This is a genomic window from Amycolatopsis acididurans (assembly GCF_012328925.1).
Taxonomy (GTDB): Bacteria; Actinomycetota; Actinomycetes; order Mycobacteriales; family Pseudonocardiaceae; genus Amycolatopsis_E; species Amycolatopsis_E acididurans.
In genome coordinates, this window is record NZ_JAAXLS010000024.1 from 24064 (window position 1) to 42049 (window position 17986).

Genomic DNA, 17986 nt, shown 5'->3' on the forward strand with positions numbered 1-17986 from the left:
AGAGATCCGCAATGGGAAGCGACTACCCTGGATGAATGCCGCCCTCCGCGCACGCCGAACAGCCCGAAGACCCCGGTCTTCGCGCATCGGCTGCTGCCCAGCGGCCGGAACCGGATCCGGCCCCGCCCATCGAATGGCGTGAGCTGCCCGAACCGGTCCGGAACAGACTCGCCGAACTCGCCGCCGACGCGCTCGGCCGGATGCCCCGCACCGACATCCCGCAACAGCTGCGGCCCGTCGCGAAGTTCGCGCCCGCCAAACGCGCCCGCCTCGGCGCGACCGCGCTGTTGTCCACGTTGCAGGACTCCTCCGCGTTCCGTACCGCCGTGCTCGAATGGCTGCGGGAGTACCGGCAGGACGCGCTCGACCCGAACGACGACGATTCGGTCGTGGCCGCCACCGCCGCCGTGCTCCTCGGCGAGTCGAGCGCCACATCGCGGGTGCGGCTGGTCGCCAAGAACGCGGCCGAGACGGCGTTGCGGGCCGAGCGGGACGCCGCGGTCGCGCGCAACCAGAAGCTGGAAGCCGAGCTGGCGAACACGCGCGAGGAGCTGACACGGGCGCTGCAGGCCGTGGAAGAGGCCCGTAAGGATCGCGAGGAGGAGCTGGTCCGGTTGCGCGGACGGCTCCGTGAGCAGGGCACCCAGCTCCGCCAGGCCCGTGACGCGGCCGAGGCGGCCCGTGCGGACGCCGAAAGCGCGGGCAACGGCCGGGACGAGGAGCTGGCCGCGCTGACCGCTCAGCTGGAGCGTGAGCGCCAGCGTGCGGCGACGGAACGGGCCCGTGCCGAACGTGCGCTCGCCGAGGCCGAGATCGCCCGCCAGTCGGCCCGTGAGGCCCGGGAAGCGGACGAGGTGCGCCTCGCGCTGCTGCTGGACACCCTCGAAGGCGCGGCGACCGGGATTCGCCGCGAACTGGCTCTCGAGGCCAGCGCGCGCAGGCCTGCCGACCGGGTGCACAGCGCCGCCGCCGGCGGAGGGCTCGGCAGCCAGGTGCGCGACGCGACTGCACTCGATCGTGTACTCGCCTTACCCGCCGTCCATTTGATCGTCGACGGGTACAACGTCACCAAAACGGGTTATCCCGAACTCCCATTGGCCGATCAACGCGATCGGCTGGTGCAGCAACTGGGTGCACTCGCCGCCCGAACGGGTGCCGAGATAACCGTTGTTTTCGACGGCGCGGGTGTTTTATCGGTGCCGACGGCGGCCCCGCGTGGCGTCCGGGTGTTGTTCTCCGCGCCCGGTGTGCTGGCCGACGATGTCATCCGTGACCTGGTCAAAGCCGAGCCGAAGGGCCGTCCGCTGGTGGTCGCGACGTCGGATCGCGCGGTGGCGGACTCCTGCCGGGCATCGGGTGCGCATCCCGCCGCGTCCTCGGTATTGCTCGCTCGCCTCGGTCGCGTGTGAGTTCGAAACCGAAAAATGTCGGTGGGTGTCTCTACCGTGCTTCCTGACCGAGCCAACCGGGCTCGAACAGGAGGTAGCGATGAACGACAACACCGCGATCGTCGACTGTGGCCGCTGCGTCGTGCGGGGCATCGGGTGTTCCGACTGTGCGGTCAGCGTGCTGCTGAACGCTCCACCGACAGTGGAATGGGACCGTGCCGAGTTACGTGCCATCGACGCGCTCGCCGAGGGCGGGCTGATTCCGAGGCTGCGTTTGGTGCCCGCCGGGGAAGAAAACACGAGCAAAGCTGCCTGAGGGGGAACGACCGGCCGAAGGTGACGAACGGTCTTTTCGTGCGGTGAACGGTCAGTAGCCATAACGCAGAGAATTGTTGCGCTGGTCACACCCAAGGAGTCATACCTGGTCCGATCGGGCGGAACGGTGACTACGCAGAGTTTTGGGCCCGCTCCTGCTGGACGCGGCGACGGTCGTTTCGTAACCTAGCCGAGATCTCGCGGTCGGTAGCTGTCGCAACCGCGACGGCGACGCGAGGTTGCCACCGAAGCAGCTTTGTCGGGGAGCTGCGCCGGAACCACTGTGCAGTGCGCGACCCAGATGGGATACCCGCGTGCCCGCGCACGGTGGTGCTAGAGCCGTTCGCAGGCAGTCGGTGCTTCATCAGCCGCTGCCAGGCGAGCAGAGGGCCCCCGACCTCTGCGTACGGCGACCGGTAGGTGGCCGAGCGCAAAGGAGACACGCGCGGCGTGCAGTCGCAACCAGTCAAGCGCGTGGTAGCAGGAGCTCTGACCGCCACCGCAGTGATCACCGCGGTCTGCGTTGGAGCCCCGGCCAGCGCGGTCACACTGACCTCCGTCCCCGCCCTCCAGGCTCCCCCCACCAACTCCGCCGATGCCCTCGCGCAGTACCGCGCGGCGGCGGCACAGGCCGAGCAGTTGAACGAGGAAGCGCTTCGCGCGCAGGAAGACTTCAACGCCAAACAGGCCGACGTCGCCAAGGCCAACGCCGACATCGCCGGCCTGACCCAGCAGGTGCAGACGGCGCAGGCGCAGGCGGCACAGTTCCAGACCGTCGTCGACAAGTTCGCCGATGCCTCGTTCGTCAGCGGCGCTCAGTACACGAAGCTCTCCGCACTGCTGTCGGGCACCTCGGCCCAGGACTTCCTGGACCGCTCATCCGCGCTCGCGGTGCTGGCCAACGACAAGAACAAGGCGCTGGCGCAGTACACCGGCGCCGTGCAGGCGGCCGCCACCGCGCAGCAGCAGGCCACGGACGCGCGCAACCGCGCGCAAGCCGCTTCCGACGCCGCGCAGCAGACACTCAACGACCTGCATGCCCGCCAGGACGCGCTGAACAAGCAGGTCAACGATCTCAAGCAGATCAGCGGCCGTCTCACGGCCGCGGAAAAGGCGCTGCAGCAGGACAAGGGCGGGGCCGCGCCGAACGTGCCCGCGCCCACCGCGGCCGCCCAGCAGGCGATCGACGTCGCGCTGAGCAAGCTCGGTGACCCCTATGTCTGGGGTGCCACCGGTCCGGACCAGTTCGACTGCTCGGGCCTCATGGTCTATTCCTACGGCAAGGCGGGGGTCAGCCTCCCGCGTACCGCGGCCTCGCAGCAGAGTGCCGGCGTCGCGGTGCCGCTGTCGGCCATCCAGCCGGGCGACCTGCTCTTCGAAGGCTCGCCCGCCTACCACGTCGTCATGTACCTGGGTGACGGCAAGGTGGTGCAGGCCCCGACGTCGGGCGACGTCGTCAAGGTCTCGGCGGTGCCGAACAACGTCGTCAACGCCCGCCGGGTCGCCACCTGATCCGACGTGTTCCAGCAGGGGCGGTGCCGCGGGTCGGCGCCGCCCCTGTTGCTTTCCGGCAGGACGGTAACCTCCCACCGTGCCTCGGACCCTGCTGGTGACCAACGACTTCCCGCCGCGTCCAGGGGGGATCCAGAATTACCTCAGCGCGCTGGCCCACCGGCTGCCGCCGGATGACCTGGTCGTCTACGCCCCGTCCTGGCACGGCTCGTCCGGTTCGCATCCGGAGTTCGATGCCGCCGCCCCGTTCGAAGTCGTCCGGCATCCGACGTCGCTCATGCTGCCCACGCCGGACGTGCTGCGCCGGGCGAAGCAGATCATGCGCGCGCGGGACTGCGAGTCCGTGTGGTTCGGCGCCGCGGCCCCGCTGGCGCTGCTGTCCGCGTCGTTGCGCGCGGCCGGGGCGCGGCGGATCGTCGCCTCCACGCACGGGCACGAGGTCGGCTGGTCGATGTTGCCGGTCGCGCGCCAGGCGCTGCGGCGCATCGGCGACACGACGGATGTGCTGACCTACGTGAGCAAGTACACCCGCGGCCGGTTCGCCTCGGCCTTCGGGCCGATGGCCGGGCTGGAGCACCTGCCATCCGGTGTGGACACCGAACTGTTCCACGCCGACGAGGCGGCCCGCGCCGAGATCCGGGCCCGGCACGGGCTCGGGGACCGGCCGGTCGTGGTGTGCGTGTCGCGGCTCATGCCGCGCAAGGGCCAGGACATGCTCATCCACGCCATGCCGGAGCTGCGCAAGCGGGTGCCGGACGTGGCGCTGTTCATCGTCGGCGGCGGACCGTACCGCAAGCAGCTGACCCGGCTGGTCGAGCGCATGGACCTCGCCGGGGACGTCGTGCTGACCGGATCAGTGCCGTGGGCGGAGCTGCCCGCGCACTACGCGGCGGGTGACGTGTTCGCGATGCCCGCCCGTACCCGCGGCAGGGGCCTGGACGTCGAGGGCCTCGGCCTGGTCTACCTGGAGGCCGCCGCGACGGGCCTGCCGGTGATCGCCGGAAGCTCGGGGGGCGCCCCGGAGACGGTGCTCGACGAGGTGACCGGCCACGTGGTGGACGGACGCGACGTGCACCAGCTCGTGGAGACGCTGGCGCCGTTGCTGAACGACCCGTCGCGGGCGCGCAAGATGGGTGCCGCGGGCCGGGCGTGGGTGAGCGAGCACTGGCAGTGGAGCGTGCTGGCGGAACGTCTCGCGGAACTGCTCACGCCCGCGTGACGGGTCAGGCGGCCACGGCGGGGTGACGCGGGTCGTCCGCGCGGACGAGCACGTCGGCGACCGCGCCGGGATCGACCTCGTTCTCGTAGCGTTCGAACGCGGGCAGCGCCCACTGGTCGTCCTCGGGAAGCCTGCGGCGCAACGCCCCGGGCGACAGCGACAGGTGCACGGTCAGCTCGAACGGCAGCCCACGGCCGAGCAGCAGTTCGCCGTCGGCGATCAGCACTCCGCCCGCAGGAAGTTCCACCCGCTCCAGCCGGGTCGCCCGGTCCCGTCCGGCGTCCCACAGCGCGGGCAGCACCATCCCGGTTCCGCCCGCCGAGAGCGGATCGAGCACCTCGCGCCGCAGCGCGCCCTCGTCCAGCCAGTCCTCGTAGCGGGCATCGGGATCCCGTTTGCCCTTTTCGAACCGCAGCGACGCCGGTCGCAGAAAGTCTGCAGTGGACACTCGGAGTGCTGGCCTTCCGTTGACCCGCAATGGATCGACCATCTCGTCGGCGAGCAGCCGGGTGCCGGTCGCGCCGTCGACCGCGACCCGGACCCACGGCGTGCCCGGCAGGGTCAGCACGCGGTCGACCAGTTCGGCCGCGAGCCGTTCGAAGGAGATCGGCCGGTACCTCATGCCCCGATCTTCTCTCACACCGGAACGTTGAACGCCGTTGAGCCGTTGTCTACTCGACAAGGGAGGGCTGACACTGTGCGACTGCTCGATGACCCGATCCACCTCGACCTCGACTTCCTCCAGGACCCGCACACCGCCTACGAACACCTTCGCGCCGGGGCACCGGTCCGTCCGGCGATCATGCCGAGGGGGCTGCGCGTCTGGATCGTGACCGGGTACGCCGAGGCCAGGTCGCTGCTCGCGGATCCACGGCTGTCCAAGGACAACAAGCGCATCGCGGAGCTCTTCACGTCCCGGCTCACCGCCACCGGCGGTCCCGCGGCCTCGTCGCTGCTGTCGGAACACATGCTCAACAGTGACCCGCCGGATCACACCCGGCTGCGCAAGCTGGTGAACAAGGCGTTCACCGCCCGCACCGTGTCCCGGCTGCGGCCGCGGATCGAGCAGATCACCGCGGAACTGCTCGACGAGGTGGCCGCGGCCGGTTCGGTGGATCTGCTGGAGTCGTTCGCGTTCCCGTTGCCGATCACGGTGATCTGCGAGCTGCTCGGCATTCCCACCGCCGACCGGGACTCGTTCCGCACGTGGTCGAACACGATCGTCTCCTCGGTCAGCCCGGAGCAGTTGCACCGGCATTCGACCGAGCTGGCCGCCTATCTGCAGGAGCTGATCGCCGCGAAACGTGCGAACCCGACGCAGGATCTGCTGTCCGACCTCACGCACGTCTCCGACGAGGGCGACCGGTTGTCCGAGGTAGAGCTGATCTCGATGGCGTTCCTGCTGCTCGTCGCAGGGCACGAGACCACGGTGAACCTGATCGGCAACGGGGTGCTCGCGCTGCTGCGCAACCCCGGCCAGCTCGCCGCACTGCGGGCCGACCGCTCCCTGCTGCCGGGCGCGGTCGAGGAGTTCCTGCGTTTCGAGGGGCCGATCAACCTCGCGACCATCCGGTTCACGGCCGAACCGGTGCAGATCGGCGATGTCGAGATCCCCTCGGGTGAGTTCGTGATGGTGTCGCTGCTGGCGGCCAACCGCGACGAGGAACGGTTCGCCGATCCCGGCAAGCTCGACATCACGCGTCCCGCGGGCGGGCACCTGGCGTTCGGGCACGGCATCCACTACTGCGTGGGCGCCCCGCTGGCCAGGCTGGAGGCCGAAATCGCGCTCGGGGGCCTGCTGGACCGCTTCGGCGACATCGCGCTCGACGGCGAGCCCGAGCGGCTGAGCTGGCGCGACAGCACGCTGATGCGTGGTTTGCAGACCCTCCCGGTGCGGGTTCGCTGAAGCTCGTCCTAGAGTGCGGGAGTGGATCCCGCGCAGCTGCTCGACCTGGATTCCCGGCATGTCTGGCACCCGTACGGGCCGATGCCGGGCCAGGTCGAGCCGCTGCTGGTGACCGAGGCGTCGGGCGTGCGGCTCAGGCTGGCCGACGGCCGCGAGCTGATCGACGGCATGTCCTCGTGGTGGGCGGCGATCCACGGCTACCGGCACCCGGTGCTGGACGCGGCGCTGACCGAGCAGGCCGGCCGGATGAGCCACGTGATGTTCGGCGGGCTGACCCACGAGCCCGCGATCCGGCTCGCGAGCAGGCTGGTCGAGCTGACCCCGGCCGGACTGGAGCACGTGTTCCTCGCCGACTCGGGTTCGGTGTCCGTCGAGGTCGCCGTCAAGATGTGCCTGCAGTACTGGCAGTCCTTGGGGCGCAAGGGAAAACGGCGGCTGCTGACCTGGCGCGGCGGCTATCACGGTGACACGTTCCACCCGATGAGCGTGTGCGATCCCGAGGGTGGAATGCATTCGCTGTGGCGCGGTGTGCTGCCCGAACAGGTTTTCGTGCCCGAACCACCCGCCGGTTTCGATGCACCGCTCGAGGAGTCCTATGTGGACATGCTGGCCGCGGAGATCGAGCGGCACGCGGACGAACTGGCCGCGGTGATCGTCGAACCGGTCGTGCAGGGCGCGGGCGGTATGCGGTTCCACAATCCCGGCTACCTGCGCGCGCTGCGGGAACTGACCGAGGCCAACGACGTCCTGCTGATCTTCGACGAGATCGCGACGGGTTTCGGGCGCAGCGGCGCGCTGTTCGCGGCGGACCATGCCGGCGTCACACCGGACGTCATGTGCCTCGGTAAGGCTCTGACCGGCGGCTATCTGACCATGGCTGCCGCCTTGTGCACACCCGAGGTGGCCGAGGGCATCTCGCGCGGCGAGCTGCCGGTCCTCGCGCACGGTCCGACGTTCATGGGCAATCCGCTGGCCTCGGCGGTCGCGAACGCCTCGCTGGACGTGCTGACCGGCCAGGACTGGCAGGCGCGGGTGGGGCGGATCGAGTCGGAACTCGACGCGGGCCTTTCCGCGGCCGCGGGCCTGGGCGCGGTGCGCGACGTGCGGGTACTCGGGGCCATCGGGGTCGTCCAACTGGACCACGACGTCGACATGGCCAAGGCCACGGAAGTAGTGGCCGACTGCGGAGTGTGGTTGCGACCGTTCCGCGACCTCGTCTACGCCATGCCCCCCTACGTCTGCACGGATGCGGAGGTCAGGGCCATCGCGGAGGCCATCGTGGCGGTGGCCGCGGCGGCCTGATCCACCACTCGCGGGGAAGATCACCCGATTCGGTGTGAGCAGGAACATAGCGGCGTCGGCCATTACGGACGGTGGATCTTGGTGACGTCTTTGGCCACGTGATCACACGGTTCGCCGGTTTTGGTCATTGTGGTCGGTGTTGGACAGTCACAACCCGCTACGGGCAATACGTGAAGACTTCTTCACATACCGGACATTCGCGGCATTTTTCGGTACCTGTGGCGTGACGGCTGGTCGCTGGAGACCGCCTCGATCTTCCATTCCACCCCCGCGCATCGGGGAAATGATCACGGAGGCGTGAATGATCGACATGTCCGCACGCGAACGCGAGCACGCACCGCCGGGTCCGAACGGACGCCGGCGGGCGATGCTGGAGAACCTCCGGCACGACGTGCCCGCGTCGCTGGTGGTGTTCCTGGTCGCGGTCCCGCTCTCGCTCGGGATCGCGCTGGCCTCGGGCGCGCCCATCGTCGCCGGGCTCATCGCGGCGATCGTCGGTGGCGTCGTCGCCGGGGCGCTCGGCGGTTCACCGCTGCAGGTCAGCGGCCCGGCCGCCGGCCTGACGGTGATCATGGCCGAGACGATCAACGAGTTCGGCTGGGCGGCCACCTGCGCCATCACGGTGCTCGCCGGCGCGTTGCAGATCGTGCTCGGGCTCAGCCGGATCGCCCGCGCGGCGCTGGCCATCTCGCCCGCGATCGTGCACGGCATGCTGGCCGGCATCGGCGTCACGATCGTGCTCGCACAGCTGCACATCGTGTTCGGCGGCAGCGCGCAGAGCTCGCCGATCGACAACCTGATCGAACTGCCGAGGCAGGTGGTCAACCTGCACGGACCGGCCACGCTGATCGGCCTGCTCACGATCGCGATCCTGCTCGTGTGGGGCAGGCTGCCCGCCGCCGTGCGCAGGATCCCCGGGCCGCTCGTGGCCGTCGTCGCCGTCACGGTGCTCTCCGTCGTGGTGAACACGGCAGTGCCGCGGGTGGACGTGCCCGCGAACGTGCTGGACATCCGGTTCGCGCCGATGTTCCCGGACACGGGCTGGTTCGACTTCGGCGTCGCCGTCGTGACCATCGCTCTCGTCGCCAGTGTGGAGAGCCTGCTCTCGGCGGTGGCCGTGGACAAGATGCACACCGGCAAGCGCGCCAACCTCAACCGGGAGCTGATCGGGCAGGGCGCGGCCAACATGGCCTCCGGCGCGATCGGCGGGCTGCCGGTGACCGGCGTGATCGTGCGCAGCTCCACCAACGTGCAGACCGGGGCGCGCACCAGGGCGTCGGCCATCCTGCACGGGCTGTGGATCCTGCTGTTCGTCGCCGTGCTCGCGGGACTGCTGCGCAACATCCCGCTCGCCGCGCTGGCCGGGCTGCTGGTGCACGTCGGCGCGAAGCTGGTCAACGTCGAGCACATCAAAACCGTGCTGCGGCACGGAGACCTGCCCGTCTACCTGATCACGCTGATCGGGGTCGTGGCGATCGACCTGCTCAGCGGGGTGCTGATCGGCATCGCGGCCGCGGCGCTGCTGATGCTGCGCAGGCTGCTGTGGTCGGGCATCCACGCCGAACGCGACGGCGACGAGTGGCGGGTCGTGGTGGAGGGCGCGCTGTCCGCACTGTCCATTCCGCGACTGTCCACAGTGCTCGGTGGCATTCCGCAACGTACGCGGGTGACGCTGGAGCTGGTCGTGGACTACATGGACCACGCCGCGTTCGACACGGTGTCGGCCTGGCAGCACTCGCACGAACGGGCCGGCGGCGAGGTGATCATCGACGAGATCGGCCACCCCTACTACGAGCGCGGCAAGGCCGGCGAGCCGACCGTGTCCAAGGCCGGGGCGCGCAACGTGGTGCCCCGCTGGTTCGCGCCGTGGTCGGAGTGGCAGGCGCAGGAGGAAGTCGCCGAGGCGGCCGTGCCCCGGCAGCGCGGGTCGATGCGGCGTGGCATGGTCGAGTTCGAGCGGCGCACGTCGCAGCTGGTGAGGCCGTACCTGAGCAGGCTGGCCAACGTGCACGAGCCGGAAACCCTGTTCCTCACGTGCGGCGACGCGCGGATCGTGCCGAACCTGATCACCAGCAGCGGGCCCGGCGACCTGTTCACCATGCGCAACATCGGCAACCTGGTGCCCGACCACGCCACCTGCGCCGGTGGTGCCGACGCCTCGATCGGGGCGTCGCTGGAGTTCGCGGTGGACGTGCTCAAGGTGCGGGAGATCGTGGTGTGCGGGCATTCCTCGTGCGGGGCGATGAAGGCCCTGCTCGGCGGGACACCCGACGACGCGCCCGCGCTGCGGTCGTGGCTGCGGCACGCGGAGCCGAGTGTGGCGAGGGCGCGTTCGGCTCCGCCGGTCACGATCGAGGGCGAGCTGCCGGAGTCCGACGCCGATCGGCTGGCGCTGCACAACGTGCTCCAGCAGCTCGAACGACTGCGCGAGTACCCGACGATCGCGCGCGCCGAGGCACGCGGGGACATCGAGCTGATCGGCATGTACTTCGACGTCGGGGCCGCTCGCGTGCACGTCTACGACCCGGAAAGTGGGGTGTTCGGACCGGCGGGTAACCGGATCGTCACGCCCCAGTAGGACGGCGGCCAGTTGTCCGGCCGGCGCCGGTACTACGGTGAAATTCCGTGAGCATGTTCGTGGTGACCGGAACGGGTACCGGCGTCGGCAAGACCGCGGTGACCGCCGCGATCGCCGCGCTGGCCAGACACGAGGGCAAGCGGGTCGCCGTGCTCAAGCCCGCGCAGACCGGGGTCGCCCCCGGCGAACCGGGTGATCTCGCCGAGGTCGTGCGCCTCGCGGGCGAGGTCACCACGCGTGAGCTGCGGCGATACCCCGATCCGCTCTCGCCGGAGGCGGCGGCGCGGCGCAGCGGGCAGCCCGTCCTGAGCCCCGCCGAGATCGCCGCGGCCGCCACCGAACTGGACCACACCCACGATCTGGTGCTGATCGAGGGCGCGGGCGGGCTGCTCGTGCGTTACGGGCCGGACGGCAGCACACTGGCCGACGTCGCGTGGGCGCTGGGCACGGTGCTCCTGCTGGTCGCCGAGCCGGGGCTGGGCACGCTCAACGCGACCGCCCTCACCGCGGAAGTCGCGACCGTGCGTGGCCTGCACGTTTCGGGCGTGGTGATCGGCTCCTGGCCTGCCGAGCCCGATCTCGCGATGCTGTCCAACGTCGCCGACCTGCCGGTCGCGGCCGGCGCGCCACTGCTCGGCGCGCTGCCCGAGGGTGTCGGCGGGCTGGAGCGGGCGGAGTTCCTGGAGCGGGCGCGGGCCGGTCTGTCACCATGGTTCGGCGGCGATTTCGATTCCGAACGCTTTGAGAAGAGCGCCTCCTCGCGAACGTGATATGCGTCGCTATGCCGGTACCCATGACGTAAGGCAGCATGACTAGCTGACCGCAGTCGCTCGAAGAGGAGAAGTCCGTGACCTCAGCGCCCGAACAGACCGACGTGCTCGCCGTCGCCCGGGAGCAGGTCCTCGAACGCGGCGTCGGCCTGTCCCAGGAGCAGGTGCTCGACGTGCTGCGCCTGGGGGACGACCGGCTGTCCGACCTGCTCGCGCTCGCGCACGAGGTGCGCATGCGCTGGTGCGGCCCCGAGGTCGAGGTCGAGGGCATCGTCAGCCTCAAGACCGGCGGCTGCCCCGAGGACTGCCACTTCTGCTCGCAGTCGGGCCGGTTCCCCACGCCGGTGCGCTCGGCCTGGCTGGACATCCCCGGCCTGGTCAAGGCCGCCCGGCAGACCGCCGAGACCGGCGCCACCGAGTTCTGCATCGTGGCCGCCGTGCGCGGCCCGGACAAGCGGCTGCTCTCGCAGGTGCGCGAGGGCGTCAAGGCGATCCGCGAGGACGGCAACGACATCCAGATCGCCTGCTCGCTCGGCATGCTCACCCAGGAGCAGGTCGACGAGCTGGTCGAGATGGGCGTGCACCGCTACAACCACAACCTCGAGACCGCCCGCTCGCACTTCCCGGAGGTCGTGACCACGCACGCGTGGGAGGAGCGCTGGGACACCCTGCGCATGGTGCGCGACGCCGGGATGGAGGTCTGCTCCGGCGGCATCATCGGCATGGGCGAGACCGTCGAGCAGCGCGCCGAGTTCGCGGTGCAGCTCGCCGAGCTGGAGCCCGACGAGGTGCCGATGAACTTCCTCATCCCGCAGCCGGGCACGCCGTACGAGCACTACGAGACCGTCGAGGGCAAGGACGCGCTGCGGGTCGTCGCCGCGTTCCGGCTCGCGATGCCGCGCACGATGCTGCGCTTCGCCGGCGGTCGTGAGCTGACGCTGGGCGACCTCGGCGCCGAACAGGGCATGCTCGGCGGGATCAACGCGATCATCGTCGGCAACTACCTGACCAACCTCGGCCGCCCGGCGAGCGCGGACCTGGAGATGCTCGACGAGCTGAAGATGCCGATCAAGGCGCTGAGCGAGACGTTGTGACCATGACCGGGCAGGCGTATTGCGTCCACTGCGGGCACCCCGCGAGCGGCGACCACACGTCGTGCCGCACCCCGAGGACGACGCTGGAACCGCCGCGTTTCTGCGCGCAGTGCGCCCGCCGGATGGTCGTCCAGGTGACCCCGACGGGATGGTCGGCGCGTTGCAGCCGACACGGTGAGTACACGAGCGAGGGCACCAGCTAGTCTCCCTGTGCCAGCAGCGCGGTGAGAGGGAGACACGCAGTGGCCGAGCAGGGCCCGATCGAAGGTCCGAGGATGGTGTTCAGCCTGCCCCGGCAGCCTCCGCGTGTGATCGTGAAGGCCGATCTGCTGCCCGCGATCAGCGTGCTGTCGCTGATCGGCCTCATCGGCATCCCGCTCGGCTGGATCTGGTCGAGGCTCGCCCCGCCCGAGCGGGTGCGGGTGTTCGACGGCAACCAGCTCATCCCGCTGCAGTTGGAGAGCTGGCACCGCTTCGACGACATCGCGATCTTCGGCATGCTCGGCCTCGGCGCCGGCATCGTCACGGGTGCGGTGCTGTGGCTGCTGCGTGAGCGCCGCGGCCCGGTGATCATGATCGCGGCGGCGCTCGGCGGTCTGCTGGCGGGCTGGCTCGCCGTGATGATGGGCGGCGCGTTCGCGAACAGCCTGTACACGGTCGCGACGGCACCGAAGGTGGGCGACGTGATCGACAAGGCGCCGCGGCTGGAATCGGGCTGGGTCATCGTGCTGCAGCCGCTGGCGACCGCGATCGTGTACGGCCTGCTCGCGGGCTGGAACGGCCGCGACGACCTCGGCCGGAGGCTGGGGTAGAGCCAGGGGCACCCACGATCTGTCCGAAGTGGACTGCCTGGGTCTCCGTGCCAGGACGGGGAATGCGGGCGGGTCGGGGCTAGTTCAGGCTCGCCCGGGTCGTCACCGTCGGCAGATCGGGCGGCGGCGCGGGCACGGCGTGCAGTGTGGACAGGAATCCGGCCTCGCGGGAGAGCAGGCGGCAGACCTTCCGCAGCCGGCGCAGCGGGTGTGTTTCCTCCAGCAGGAGCTGCCGGTCTGCCAGGGGCAGCAGACAGTCCGCGGCGAGCAGGTAGCTCAGTTCATCGGTGGCGGTGTCCGGCGCCGGACTGGACCACGAGTCACGTTCCCACGCCGCTTCGCAGTAACGCCGGTACGCCGAGCGGGCCGCCTCGGACAGCCGCGCCGTCGCCTCGGATGCGCCGGTGGGCATGGGCTCGTCGGCCAGCCATTCGACAGTGCCGACCAGATAGGGCGCGCGGGTGTGGTCGACGTCGAGCAGCCGGAAGCGCCGCTCGCCGGTGGTGACGATGTCGAACCGGCCGTCCGGCAGTCTTTTGCTGTCGCCGAGCAGCGCCGTGCAGCCGACCGTGTGCACGTGGTCTACGGTCTCCACCTCGCGCACGGCCGCGGTCCGCATCGCGACGATGCCGAAGCGCCGGTCCGGCACGGCGCCGGTCAGCAGATCGACGGCGAGTTGCCGGTAGCGCGGCTCGAACAGGTGCAGCGGCAACACGGCGCCCGGCAGGAGCACGGTTTGCAGCGGGAACAGCGGCAAGGTCACCTTGTCGCCGTCCGGTTGTTCCGCATCCGTCACGGCCTACACGGTACTTCCAAACCCGGTATTCCGCTCAGCGCCGGGACGGTGGCGGCCGGAACACCGCGAACGGGTCTGTCACACGGATTCCCTCGCAGCCGAAGGAGAACAGTGCCGCCGGGCGCCCGCCGCCGCGGCCGGACGGTGCCGTGTGGCCGGTCGGTTCGAGCAGGCCACGACGGGACAGCACGCGTTGCAGGTTCGTCGCGTCCACCTTGTAGCCGAGCGCCGCCGAGTAGATCTCGCGCAGGGCCGAGATCGTGAACTCGTGCGGGGCGAGCGCGAAACCGACATTGGTGTAGCTCAGCTTCGAGCGCAGCCGGTCCCGCGCCTTCAGCACGATCTCCCGGTGATCGAACGCCGTGCGCGGCAGGTTGTCCACCTCGTGCCACGCGGTGTCCTCGGGGACCTCCGGGTCCACGTCGGAGGGCACCAGCCCGAGAAACGCCGTGGCCACCACGCGTGGCCCGGGCACCCGGTCGGGCGCGCTGAACACGGCGAGCTGCTCGACGTGCTTGAGCTGGCGGATGTCGACCTTCTCCGCGAGCTGCCGCCGGATCGAGGTCTCCACGTCCTCGTCCGGCCGCAGCCGCCCGCCCGGCAGCGACCAGCGGCCCAGATGTGGATCGAGCGCGCGACGCCACAGCAGCACTCTCAGTGTGGCGTAACGCACCTGTAATACGGCCGCCAAAACCTCGTGTGCCAACGGGGAGCTGCTGTTAATATGGCTACGCACGGTTTTCGATTGTAAGGCGAAAACTAGGAGCTGGTCTAGGAGGGGCGTATGCCCGGCATGGCTGTGCAGGACCTCGCGCCGTACACCGGCGTCGAACCGGACGAGGCGTGGGCGCACGAGGTGCGCAAGCTGGCCCGTGAACGGGACGCGGTGCTGCTCGCGCACAACTACCAGGCGCCGGCGATCCAGGACATCGCCGATCACACCGGTGACTCACTGGCCCTGTCCCGGATCGCGGCCGCCAGCGACGCCTCGACGATCGTCTTCTGTGGTGTGCACTTCATGGCCGAGACCGCGAAGATCCTGGCGCCGGAGAAGACGGTGCTGATCCCGGACGCGCGCGCGGGCTGCTCGCTCGCCGACTCGATCACCGGCGCGCAGCTGCGCGAGTGGAAGGCCGAGCACCCCGGCGCGGTGGTCGTCTCCTACGTCAACACCACGGCCGAGGTCAAGGCCGAGACCGACATCTGCTGCACGTCGTCGAACGCGGTCGACGTGGTGGCCTCGATCCCCGCCGACCAGGAGGTTCTCTTCTGTCCGGACCAGTTCCTCGGCGCGCACGTCAAGCGTGAGACGGGCCGGGAGAACATCCACATCTGGGCCGGGGAGTGCCACGTGCACGCGGGCATCAACGGCCCGGAGCTGGCTCAGCGCGCGGCCGAGAACCCGGACGCCGACCTGTTCATCCACCCCGAATGCGGCTGCGCCACCTCGGCGCTCTACCTCGCCGGCGAGGGCACCGTGCCCGCCGAGAAGGTCAAGATCCTCTCCACCGGCGACATGGTGCACGAGGCCCGCGACACCAAGGCGACCACGGTGCTGGTCGCCACCGAGGTCGGCATGCTGCACCAGCTGCGCAAGGCCGCCCCGGAGATCGACTTCCGCGCCGTGAACGACCGCGCGTCGTGCCGGTTCATGAAGATGATCACCCCCGCCGCGCTGCTGCGGGCGCTGCGCGAGGGCGCCGACGAGGTGCACGTCGACCCGGACACCGCGGCCAGGGCGCGGGCCTCGGTGCAGCGGATGATCGAGATCGGCAAGCCCGGCGGCGGCGAATGATTAGCGACTTTCAGTCGAAAACTCCGGTGTGGGAAGCCAGGGCGGATCTGCTCGTCCTCGGCAGTGGCGTGGCGGGGCTGACGGCCGCGCTGCGGGCACAGGAACTCGGGCTGCGCGTCCTCGTCGTCACCAAGGCCGCGGTCGAGGACGGCAACACGCGCTGGGCGCAGGGCGGCGTCGCCGTGGTGCTCGACGACCAGCACGACGAAGGTGACTCCGTCGCGCGCCACGTCGAGGACACCCTCATCGCCGGCGCCGGCCTGTGCGAACCCGACGCGGTAGCGGCGATCCTGCACGGCGGGCCGAAGGCCGTGTCGTGGCTGCGCGAGGTCGGGGCCCGCTTCGACCCCGCGGCGCCGGGACTGCTGGCCCGTACCCGCGAAGGCGGGCACAGCGCGTTCCGCGTGATCCACGCGGGCGGCGACGCGACCGGCGCCGAGGTGGAGCGCACGCTGGTCGCCGAGGCGACCGGGCGCAGGCTGCCCGTGCTCGAGCGGCACATCGCGCTCGACGCGCTGCTCACCCCGCTCGGCGACGTCGCGGGCGTGACGGTGCTGGACCCGAACGGGGTTCCGGGCGTGCTGCGCGCTCCGGCGGTGCTGCTCGCGACGGGCGGTCTCGGTCAGCTCTACCAGGCCACGTCCAATCCCGAGATCGCCACCGGCGACGGGCTCGCGCTCGCGTTGCGGGCCGGTGCGCAGGCGGCGGATCTGGAGTTCGTGCAGTTCCATCCGACGGTGCTCTACACCCCGGGCGCGCGGGGCCGCTGCCCGCTGGTCACCGAGGCGGTGCGCGGCGAGGGCGCGGTGCTGCTCGACGGTGCGGGCGAATCGGTGATGCGAGGCGTGCACCCGCTGCTGGATCTCGCGCCGCGCGACGTGGTCTCGGCGGCCATCACGCGCCGCATGGTGGAGGCGCCCAGCGGCGTGGACGACCACGTTTTCCTTGACGCCACGGCAATCGCGGAGTTCGCGAGCCGGTTCCCGACCGTCCACGCGGCATGCCGTGCCATCGGCGTGGACCCGGCGCGCGACCCGATTCCCGTTGCCCCGGCGGCACATTTCGCCTGCGGTGGGGTGCTGGCCGGCACCGACGGCCGCACCGGGGTGCGCGGGCTCTACGCCGCCGGCGAGGTCGCGCGCACCGGGCTGCACGGGGCGAACCGCTTGGCCTCCAACAGTTTGCTGGAAGGGCTCGTGGCCGGTACCGCGGCCGCCGATGCCGTCGCGGCCGATCTCGCCACCGGGTCGCTGGCCGATCCGAGGCAGGCGAGCGCGCCGCGGCCGCGGCCGGTGCCGGTCGCGGAGCGAGACGCGTTGCAGCGGGTGATGAGCCGTTACGCCGCCATCGGCCGCGACTCCGATGGGCTCGCGGTGCTCGGCTCTGTGCTTGATCTGTCCATTGAGGACAAGCTGGTGCGCTCGCACCGCGAGGCGGAGGATGCGGCGCTGACCCTGGTCGCCCAGGCGCTCGTCGCGGCCGCCGGGCGGCGCACCGAATCGCGTGGCTGCCACGTCCGCGCCGACTTCCCCGAACGGGACGACGCGACCTGGCAGCGCAGCCAGCTCATCCGGCTCAGCCCGTCCGGGCAGCCCGTGCTGGCCGACCCCATCGCCGCGGAGGGAGTGGCATGAACGACCAGGAGATCGAAGACCTGCGGCGCGTCGTGAAGACCGCGCTGGCCGAGGACCTGCGATACGGCCCGGACGCCACCACGGAAGCCACGGTGCCCGCCGACGCCACGGCACTCGCCGAGATCGTCCCGCGCAAACCGGGCACGCTCGCCGGGGTGGCCGCCGTGCTGGCCGTGTTCGACGAGGTGCTCGGCTCCGGCTACGAGGTGCTCGCCGCGCGCAAGGACGGCAGCGTGCTGACCGCGGGCGAGCCCGCGCTGGTCGTGCGCGGTTCGGTGCGCGGCCTGCTGACCGCCGAGCGGACGGCGCTGAACCTGGTGTGCCACCTGTCCGGGATCGCCACCGCGACCGCCGCCTGGGTGTCCGAAGTGGACGGTACGGACTGCCGGATCAGGGACTCCCGCAAGACGTTGCCCGGTCTGCGGACGCTGGAGAAGTACGCGGTGCGCTGCGGCGGTGGCGTCAACCACCGGATGGCGCTCGGCGACGCGGTGCTGATCAAGGACAACCACGTCGTGGCCGCCGGTTCGGTCACCGCCGCGCTGGAGGCGGTGCGGCGCCACGCGCCCGAACTGCCGTGCGAGGTCGAGGTGGACACGCTGGCCCAGCTCGAGGAAGCGCTTTCCGCGGGGGCCGACGAGATCCTGCTGGACAACTTCACCACCGGCGACTGCGCGAAGGCCGTGCGGCTGCGTGACGAGGTGGGGTCGAAGGCCCGGCTGGAGGCCTCCGGCGGACTCAAGTTGGAGAATGCCCGTGCATATGCACGGACGGGCGTGGATTATCTTGCGGTAGGGGCGCTCACGCACTCCTCGCCGGCCCTGGACCTCGGCCTCGACTTGCACTGACGCACGGCTTCGGGGGG

The 17986-nt window shown here is 70.7% G+C and carries 17 protein-coding genes; 14 read left to right on the forward strand and 3 right to left on the reverse strand.

Features of this window, described 5'->3' with window-relative positions:
- The first annotated feature begins 35 nt into the window (after nucleotides 1-35).
- The 4 genes from HFP15_RS27020 to HFP15_RS27035 all read left to right on the forward strand — a co-directional run bounded on the left by HFP15_RS27020 (nucleotide 36) and on the right by HFP15_RS27035 (nucleotide 4434).
- Entirely contained in the window at nucleotides 36-1409 is a 1374-nt protein-coding gene (locus HFP15_RS27020) for an NYN domain-containing protein (protein WP_168519565.1), read from the forward strand.
- Between the two features lie 79 nt (nucleotides 1410-1488).
- Nucleotides 1489-1704 (forward strand): hypothetical protein, encoded by a 216-nt coding sequence (locus HFP15_RS27025; RefSeq protein ID WP_168519566.1) that lies wholly within the window; start codon nucleotides 1489-1491, stop codon nucleotides 1702-1704.
- A 449-nt stretch (nucleotides 1705-2153) separates the two neighbouring features.
- Nucleotides 2154-3215, forward strand: coding sequence for a C40 family peptidase (locus HFP15_RS27030; RefSeq protein ID WP_168519623.1), 1062 nt, complete (start codon nucleotides 2154-2156; stop codon nucleotides 3213-3215).
- Between the two features lie 79 nt (nucleotides 3216-3294).
- Nucleotides 3295-4434, forward strand: a complete 1140-nt coding sequence (locus HFP15_RS27035) for a glycosyltransferase family 4 protein (protein WP_312871763.1) — start codon at nucleotides 3295-3297, stop codon at nucleotides 4432-4434.
- Nucleotides 4435-4438: 4 nt separating this feature from the next.
- Here the strand turns inward: HFP15_RS27035 and HFP15_RS27040 are convergent, their stop codons facing one another.
- Nucleotides 4439-5056 carry a nucleoside/nucleotide kinase family protein gene (locus tag HFP15_RS27040; RefSeq protein WP_168519567.1) on the reverse strand — a complete coding sequence of 206 codons (618 nt, stop codon included), beginning with the start codon at nucleotides 5054-5056 and terminating at the stop codon, nucleotides 4439-4441.
- A gap of 75 nt (nucleotides 5057-5131) precedes the next feature.
- Between HFP15_RS27040 and HFP15_RS27045 the strand changes: the two genes are divergently transcribed.
- The 7 genes from HFP15_RS27045 to HFP15_RS27070 all read left to right on the forward strand — a co-directional run bounded on the left by HFP15_RS27045 (nucleotide 5132) and on the right by HFP15_RS27070 (nucleotide 12896).
- On the forward strand, nucleotides 5132-6340 hold the full coding sequence (locus HFP15_RS27045) for a cytochrome P450 family protein (protein WP_168519568.1): 1209 nt from the start codon (nucleotides 5132-5134) through the stop codon (nucleotides 6338-6340).
- A 21-nt stretch (nucleotides 6341-6361) separates the two neighbouring features.
- Nucleotides 6362-7642, forward strand: coding sequence for an adenosylmethionine--8-amino-7-oxononanoate transaminase (locus HFP15_RS27050; protein ID WP_168519569.1), 1281 nt, complete (start codon nucleotides 6362-6364; stop codon nucleotides 7640-7642).
- Nucleotides 7643-7943: 301 nt separating this feature from the next.
- Entirely contained in the window at nucleotides 7944-10220 is a 2277-nt protein-coding gene (locus HFP15_RS27055) for a SulP family inorganic anion transporter (RefSeq protein ID WP_168519570.1), read from the forward strand.
- A gap of 53 nt (nucleotides 10221-10273) precedes the next feature.
- Nucleotides 10274-10990 carry a dethiobiotin synthase gene (gene bioD / locus HFP15_RS27060; RefSeq protein WP_210717932.1) on the forward strand — a complete coding sequence of 239 codons (717 nt, stop codon included), beginning with the start codon at nucleotides 10274-10276 and terminating at the stop codon, nucleotides 10988-10990.
- A 77-nt stretch (nucleotides 10991-11067) separates the two neighbouring features.
- Nucleotides 11068-12084: a biotin synthase BioB gene (gene bioB, locus HFP15_RS27065; RefSeq protein WP_168519572.1), complete on the forward strand. Its 1017-nt coding sequence runs from the start codon at nucleotides 11068-11070 to the stop codon at nucleotides 12082-12084.
- Nucleotides 12085-12086: 2 nt separating this feature from the next.
- Nucleotides 12087-12287: a biotin synthase auxiliary protein BsaP gene (bsaP, locus tag HFP15_RS42970; protein ID WP_246272062.1), complete on the forward strand. Its 201-nt coding sequence runs from the start codon at nucleotides 12087-12089 to the stop codon at nucleotides 12285-12287.
- A gap of 72 nt (nucleotides 12288-12359) precedes the next feature.
- On the forward strand, nucleotides 12360-12896 hold the full coding sequence (locus HFP15_RS27070) for a DUF2567 domain-containing protein (protein ID WP_168519625.1): 537 nt from the start codon (nucleotides 12360-12362) through the stop codon (nucleotides 12894-12896).
- Nucleotides 12897-12975: 79 nt separating this feature from the next.
- Here the strand turns inward: HFP15_RS27070 and HFP15_RS27075 are convergent, their stop codons facing one another.
- Both HFP15_RS27075 and HFP15_RS27080 read right to left on the reverse strand, forming a co-directional pair.
- Nucleotides 12976-13692 carry an LON peptidase substrate-binding domain-containing protein gene (locus HFP15_RS27075; protein WP_168519573.1) on the reverse strand — a complete coding sequence of 239 codons (717 nt, stop codon included), beginning with the start codon at nucleotides 13690-13692 and terminating at the stop codon, nucleotides 12976-12978.
- 34 nt (nucleotides 13693-13726) lie between these two features.
- Nucleotides 13727-14365 (reverse strand): NUDIX hydrolase, encoded by a 639-nt coding sequence (locus HFP15_RS27080; RefSeq protein WP_312871764.1) that lies wholly within the window; start codon nucleotides 14363-14365, stop codon nucleotides 13727-13729.
- A gap of 111 nt (nucleotides 14366-14476) precedes the next feature.
- On the opposite strand from HFP15_RS27080, the gene nadA reads away from it, so the two are divergent.
- Genes nadA through nadC form a run of 3 tightly spaced genes read left to right on the forward strand, consistent with a single transcriptional unit; the run spans nucleotide 14477 to nucleotide 17969 of the window.
- On the forward strand, nucleotides 14477-15487 hold the full coding sequence (nadA, locus tag HFP15_RS27085) for a quinolinate synthase NadA (protein WP_246272063.1): 1011 nt from the start codon (nucleotides 14477-14479) through the stop codon (nucleotides 15485-15487).
- Entirely contained in the window at nucleotides 15484-17121 is a 1638-nt protein-coding gene (locus HFP15_RS27090) for an L-aspartate oxidase (RefSeq protein WP_168519575.1), read from the forward strand. Before nadA ends, HFP15_RS27090 begins: the two co-directional genes overlap by 4 nt.
- A complete protein-coding gene (nadC, locus tag HFP15_RS27095) occupies nucleotides 17118-17969 on the forward strand; it encodes a carboxylating nicotinate-nucleotide diphosphorylase (protein ID WP_168519576.1) in 852 nt (283 codons plus the stop codon). Before HFP15_RS27090 ends, nadC begins: the two co-directional genes overlap by 4 nt.
- Nucleotides 17970-17986 lie beyond the last annotated feature (17 nt).

What these genes read in the sequence shown, in the direction of transcription:
- bsaP (WP_246272062.1), top strand. Translation starts at nt 12,087, where the DNA reads ATGACCGGGCAGGCGTATTGCGTCCACTGCGGGCACCCCGCGAGCGGC.
- nadC (WP_168519576.1), top strand. Translation starts at nt 17,118, where the DNA reads ATGAACGACCAGGAGATCGAAGACCTGCGGCGCGTCGTGAAGACCGCG.
- HFP15_RS27090 (WP_168519575.1), top strand. Translation starts at nt 15,484, where the DNA reads ATGATTAGCGACTTTCAGTCGAAAACTCCGGTGTGGGAAGCCAGGGCG.
- HFP15_RS27020 (WP_168519565.1), top strand. Translation starts at nt 36, where the DNA reads ATGCCGCCCTCCGCGCACGCCGAACAGCCCGAAGACCCCGGTCTTCGC.
- bioD (WP_210717932.1), top strand. Translation starts at nt 10,274, where the DNA reads ATGTTCGTGGTGACCGGAACGGGTACCGGCGTCGGCAAGACCGCGGTG.
- HFP15_RS27025 (WP_168519566.1), top strand. Translation starts at nt 1,489, where the DNA reads ATGAACGACAACACCGCGATCGTCGACTGTGGCCGCTGCGTCGTGCGG.
- nadA (WP_246272063.1), top strand. Translation starts at nt 14,477, where the DNA reads ATGCCCGGCATGGCTGTGCAGGACCTCGCGCCGTACACCGGCGTCGAA.
- HFP15_RS27040 (WP_168519567.1), bottom strand. Translation starts at nt 5,056, where the DNA reads ATGAGGTACCGGCCGATCTCCTTCGAACGGCTCGCGGCCGAACTGGTC.
- HFP15_RS27055 (WP_168519570.1), top strand. Translation starts at nt 7,944, where the DNA reads ATGATCGACATGTCCGCACGCGAACGCGAGCACGCACCGCCGGGTCCG.
- HFP15_RS27070 (WP_168519625.1), top strand. Translation starts at nt 12,360, where the DNA reads ATGGTGTTCAGCCTGCCCCGGCAGCCTCCGCGTGTGATCGTGAAGGCC.